Here is a 4,575-nt window from a genome sequence, read left to right on the forward strand (position 1 = left end):
GCCATCCAAAAAGTCCTTGGCCAAACAACACCATACGTCCGGCGCCTCCCAACATGATTCAAGTGCGAGGGCGAAGAAATGACCCGCCATGTCACCTTCATGACCATCGACGATGCCGAGCATTACACGCCGCAGCAGCGCGCCGCGATCGTCGCCGCCTATCCCGCGCATGAGCGCGAGGCGCGGGCCAAGGGCATTCCGGTGCTCGGCTCCGGCCGCATCTTTCCGGTCCCGGAAGAGCTGATCGCCTGCGAGCCGTTCCGGCTGCCGCGCTACTGGCCGCGGCTCGGCGCGCTGGATTTCGGCTGGGACCATCCGTCTGCAGCGGTCGAGCTCGCCTGGGATACCGAGGCCGATGTCGTCTACGTCGTCAAAGCCTGCCGGGCGTCGCAGCAAACGCCGGCGATGCAGGCGCTGACCTTAAAACCGTGGGGCGAATGGTTGCCCTGGGCATGGCCGCGCGACGGCCGCCGCGAGACGCTGGAAGGTGCGGGCGTGGCACTTGCCCGGCAATACGCGGCGCATGGGCTCAACATGCTGACCAGCCATGCGCAGTTCGCCGACGGTTCGGTGTCGGTCGAGGCCGGGCTGATGGAGATGCTCGACCGCATGCAGAGCGGCCGCTTCAAGGTGTTTTCGACGCTTTTGCCCTGGTTCGAGGAGTTCCGTCTCTATCACCGCAAGGATGGCCAGGTGGTGAAGCTGCGCGACGATCTGATGGCCGCGACACGCTACGGCGTGATGATGCTGAGGGAAGCGGTGGTCGACCCGGCGGAGTTCAAGGCGGTGCGGCGAAAGGCGGGGCAGAGTGATCCGCTGGGGGCGTTTCGGTGACTCGAAGGCAACCACATACCATGATCGCCTCATGACCGTCCGCATCGTCCCCGCAACCCTGCGCGACCTCAGCTACATCGCCGCTAATCTGCGCCCCGAAGACCGGGCCGAGATCGACTGCCAGTTCGACGAATGGTCGCCGGCGCTGCTGGCGCTGACGGCGCTGCAGGGGTTTGCTTATGTCGCCGAGCTCGACGGCAATTCGGAAGCCGGCTTTGGCGCCGCCGAGCAGCGCGGCGGGTTGTGGATTGCCTGGAGCTGGGGCACGCGCCGCATGAAGCGCTGCGTGCCTGGTATTACCGAGTTCTTTCACGCCGTGCTCGGGCCTGACGTGGCCGCGCGCGGCGCCTGGCGGGTCGAGGCGCGGGCGCTGGCCGCCAATGAATTGGCGCTGCGCTGGCTCGCCCGGCTTGGCGCCACGCAACGCTGCCGCCTGCCGGGCTACGGCCGCAACGGCGAAGATTTTTTGCTCTACGACTGGACAAGAGAAAGCTGGAACCATGTGCCTTTTTCAAAAGCCGCCGGCGCTGAAGCCGCTGCCGCCGACACCGACCATTGCCGACAAGGACGTGCAGGCGCGCGAAGCCGCACTCAGGGCTGAGCTCGAGCAGCGCCAGGGCACCGCCGGCACGGTCAAGACCGACCTGTCGCCGAGCGACCTCACCGACCAGCGCCGCGTGCTGCTGGGGGTGTGAGATGGGCGCGATGAAGGGCGTAATCTCCCCCCTTGAGGGGGAGATGCCAAGTGGTGGCAAAGAGGGCAGGCCAGAGGGGGTCGGCGCGACCGGACGCGGCCTCCTGCGGCAGATCAAGGTTGGCGCTTTACGCGCGGCGTCTGTCGCCTTCGGCGACATCTCCCCCTCAAGGGGGGAGATTACGCTCTCACCCCCGGCTTGCGTGCAAATGCCCACACCATCAGCGGGTATTCCTCGTCGTTGCTGAGGTCGCGCCATAGGCCGTAGGCGCGCACGGGGCCGCCGATATGGGCTTTTGCGCAGGCTTTGTTGCCCCAGCTGAACACCTGGATTTCCGCCCGGGGGAAGCCGCCTTCGACCAGCACCTGCTTGAGGCCGGCGGCGGTCCAGCGGTTGTAGTCGTGCGGCCTGGCATGCACCCTGAACAGGAACGGCGTCGCCACCATCGCCCAGCCGCCCGGCCGGGTCATGGCATGGATATTCTGTGCCGCGGCGAGCGGCTGCTGCACATGCTCCAGCACCTGGTCGGCGATGACGACGGAATATTGCCGGTCGGTGCGGTCCTTGCAGATGTCGAAATCGGGGAAATCGACCGAGGTATAGTTGGAACACATCGTCTTCCAATGGCGGTTCCAGCCGGGCGAGATCTCGATCACGTCTGATGATTTGCGGCCGTCCGCCTCAAGAAACGCGGTGAACGCCTCGATCTGCCTGATGCGCAGCCAATTGCGGGAATCGTAGCCGAGCAGCCGCTTTGCAACCTGCTTGCTTCGCCTCTTCAGGGCGCCGGGTAGGCTTTCCGTCATTGTCAAATCGATCTCCTTAAATCCCCGCCGCGCCCCGTTGAACATCGCAAAAGCGAACAAAATTCGACCTGGCCTTGGCAATATCTGGGCTTCGAACAGGCTGATACCACCGAAGAAAGAATGCCATGACGAGCGATTCCCGCGCCCACGATATCCTGTCACGACAGGCGGAACTCGAGACAGAGCGCAGCCAGTATGAGGCTGTCTGGGAGGCGGTGTCGGAATTCTGCGACCCCGACGCGCCCGATGTCTGGAGTGGGCGCCGGCAATCCGGCGCGGCTACGCAGGCCGAGCGGCAGGAGCGGCGCGGCGCCCGCGTCTACGCCAACACCATCAACTCGGCTGCAAACCGGCTGGCCGCCGGGCTGGAAAGCCTGATCATCCCGCAGTCGGAAAAATGGCACGGGCTGTCGACCGCCGCCATGAATGACGAGGAGACCGACGAGGAGAAGGAGTGGGCGGAGGCGCTTCGCGATTTCCTGTTTGCGCTGCGCTATTCCGCCAATTCGAATTTCGTGCCGGCGACGCAGGCCTGCCTGCGCAATGTCGTGCGCTACGGCCCGGCGTATCTCTACGCCGAGGAGGGCTTTGGCGGCACGCTGATCCGCTATGCCTCGATCCCGGTGGTCGAGGGCTATCTCTGCCGCAACCGCTGGGGTCAGGTCGACATTTTCCACCGCCGCTACGAGCGCACGGCGCGCCAGTCGGCGCAGCTGCTCGGCTATGAGAAACTGCCGGCGCGGATCAAAATGCTGGTCGACGACCCGGCCAAATGCGAGACCAAAATTTCGCTGATCCAGTGCATCCAGCCGCGCGACGAGCGCAAGATGTACCGGTTGGGCGGATCCTACCAGTATCTCGACACGGCCTTCGCTTCCTATCACGTCATCGAGGACGAGGAGGTCATCGTCAGGGAGAGCGGTTTCCGCTCCTTCCCGGTGTCGTGCTTAAACTGGCGCCGCTATGAAGGCGACCCCTATGGCATCTCGCCGACCATCGAGGCGTTGACCACCGTGCGCGAGGAAAACGCCGTGCGCCGCTCCGGCCTCAGGGCGCTGCAGCAGATCACCGATCCGGCGACCGCGTCGAAGGCACGGCTCGACTATGTGCCGGTGCTCAATCCCGGCGAGAACTATCCCGGCCTGATCGACGACAATGGCAGGCCGCTGATTGCGCCGATCGCTGTGGGCCAGAACCCGACCTATGCATTCGACTACGCGGAAAGCCGGGCTGCGGAGATCCGCGACATGATGTTCGTCAACCTGTTCCAGACACTGGTGCAGAACCCGCAGATGACGGCCACGGAAGCGCTGATCCGGCAGGAGGAGAAGGGCGCGTTGCTCGGGCCCTCCGGCTCGATCATCCAGGCCGGGTTTGCCGCGAATCTCGACCGCGAGCTCGGTATTCTCGAGGACAAAGGATTGTATGAGGAAGACAGCCGGTTCCTGCCGCCGGCGAGCCTTGCCGGCAAGGCGGTGCGGCCGACCTTCACCGGGCCGCTCGACGTGCTGCGCCGCTCGGCCGAGGCGCGCGACACCATTCAGGTCGTCACCACGGCCATGCAGATGGCGCAGTTCGATCCCGGCGTCATGGACAATATCGACGGCGACGAGGCGCTCAAGATCGTGCAGAGTGCCGGCCGCAGCCCGCAACGCATTTTTCGCCGCCACGACGAAGTGGCTGATATCCGCGATGCCAGAGCCAAGGCTCAAGCTGCACAGGCCGCCATGGCGGCGATCGCCGCCGCCGGCAAGGTGGCCAGGGATGCCATGCCCGCCGCCGTGCAGGCGCGTGACAGCGGCCTGCTCGACAGTCTCAGCGGGCTGATGCCGCAGGGCGGCGAGGGCGACGGCGCATGAGCGGCAAACGCTTCGCCCATTCGAGCCAGGCCGGCGGCCCGGCCAAGGCGCAGGACGCGCTGACCAAGGCCTATCTCAGGGTGTTCTCAGGCCAGGACGGCGAGATGGTGCTGGCCGACCTGACGGCGGCGACCGGCTATTACCGCCGCCCGTCCTATGGCGAGTGGCTGGCCAAGACGAAGACGCCGAACGGCTTCGAACTGCACAGCGCACTGAGCAATGCGCGCGCCGAAGTGGTGCAGCACATCATGGGGTTCCTGACGCTGGACGCTGAGCGGCTGGCGGCGCTGGAGCAGGCGGCGCGGCTGGAGGGGAGGTAGGAACAAGGCCCGAAGGCGCGGTGTCGGCGAAGCTGCCAATCTCCCCCCTTGTGGGGGAGAT

General features: G+C 65.6%; 5 protein-coding genes and 1 pseudogene. 5 read left to right on the plus strand and 1 reads right to left on the minus strand.

The window, feature by feature from the left end; genetic code table 11:
• Positions 1-84: 84 nt before the first annotated feature.
• From AC0L3N_RS28395 to AC0L3N_RS28405, 3 genes and pseudogenes are all read left to right on the plus strand, one after another.
• Positions 85-834 (plus strand): annotated as a pseudogene (locus AC0L3N_RS28395) (phage terminase large subunit family protein); the annotation flags it as partial.
• Positions 835-865: 31 nt separating this feature from the next.
• Positions 866-1,435, plus strand: a complete 570-nt coding sequence (locus tag AC0L3N_RS28400) for a hypothetical protein (RefSeq protein WP_473550821.1) — start codon at positions 866-868, stop codon at positions 1,433-1,435.
• Positions 1,404-1,529, plus strand: a complete 126-nt coding sequence (locus AC0L3N_RS28405; RefSeq protein WP_473550823.1) for a hypothetical protein — start codon at positions 1,404-1,406, stop codon at positions 1,527-1,529. The genes AC0L3N_RS28400 and AC0L3N_RS28405 overlap by 32 nt, the downstream gene beginning before the upstream one ends.
• A 179-nt stretch (positions 1,530-1,708) precedes the next feature.
• Here AC0L3N_RS28405 and AC0L3N_RS28410 read toward each other — a convergent pair whose 3' ends face one another.
• Positions 1,709-2,335, minus strand: a complete 627-nt coding sequence (locus AC0L3N_RS28410) for a methyltransferase domain-containing protein (protein WP_473550825.1) — start codon at positions 2,333-2,335, stop codon at positions 1,709-1,711.
• Positions 2,336-2,460: 125 nt separating this feature from the next.
• Between AC0L3N_RS28410 and AC0L3N_RS28415 the strand changes: the two genes are divergently transcribed.
• Together AC0L3N_RS28415 and AC0L3N_RS28420 are read left to right on the plus strand one after the other, a co-directional pair.
• A complete protein-coding gene (locus AC0L3N_RS28415; protein WP_473550826.1) occupies positions 2,461-4,194 on the plus strand; it encodes a portal protein in 1,734 nt (577 codons plus the stop codon).
• Positions 4,191-4,514: a Bbp19 family protein gene (locus AC0L3N_RS28420; protein WP_473488187.1), complete on the plus strand. Its 324-nt coding sequence runs from the start codon at positions 4,191-4,193 to the stop codon at positions 4,512-4,514. The genes AC0L3N_RS28415 and AC0L3N_RS28420 overlap by 4 nt, the downstream gene beginning before the upstream one ends.
• Positions 4,515-4,575 lie beyond the last annotated feature (61 nt).

The sequence above is a fragment of the Mesorhizobium sp. WSM4807 genome, from assembly GCF_055811615.1.

Excerpts from the sequence above, each read along its gene's own strand:
- AC0L3N_RS28410 (WP_473550825.1), bottom strand. The coding sequence starts at position 2,335 with ATGACGGAAAGCCTACCCGGCGCCCTGAAGAGGCGAAGCAAGCAGGTT.
- AC0L3N_RS28415 (WP_473550826.1), top strand. The coding sequence starts at position 2,461 with ATGACGAGCGATTCCCGCGCCCACGATATCCTGTCACGACAGGCGGAA.
- AC0L3N_RS28420 (WP_473488187.1), top strand. The coding sequence starts at position 4,191 with ATGAGCGGCAAACGCTTCGCCCATTCGAGCCAGGCCGGCGGCCCGGCC.
- AC0L3N_RS28400 (WP_473550821.1), top strand. The coding sequence starts at position 866 with ATGACCGTCCGCATCGTCCCCGCAACCCTGCGCGACCTCAGCTACATC.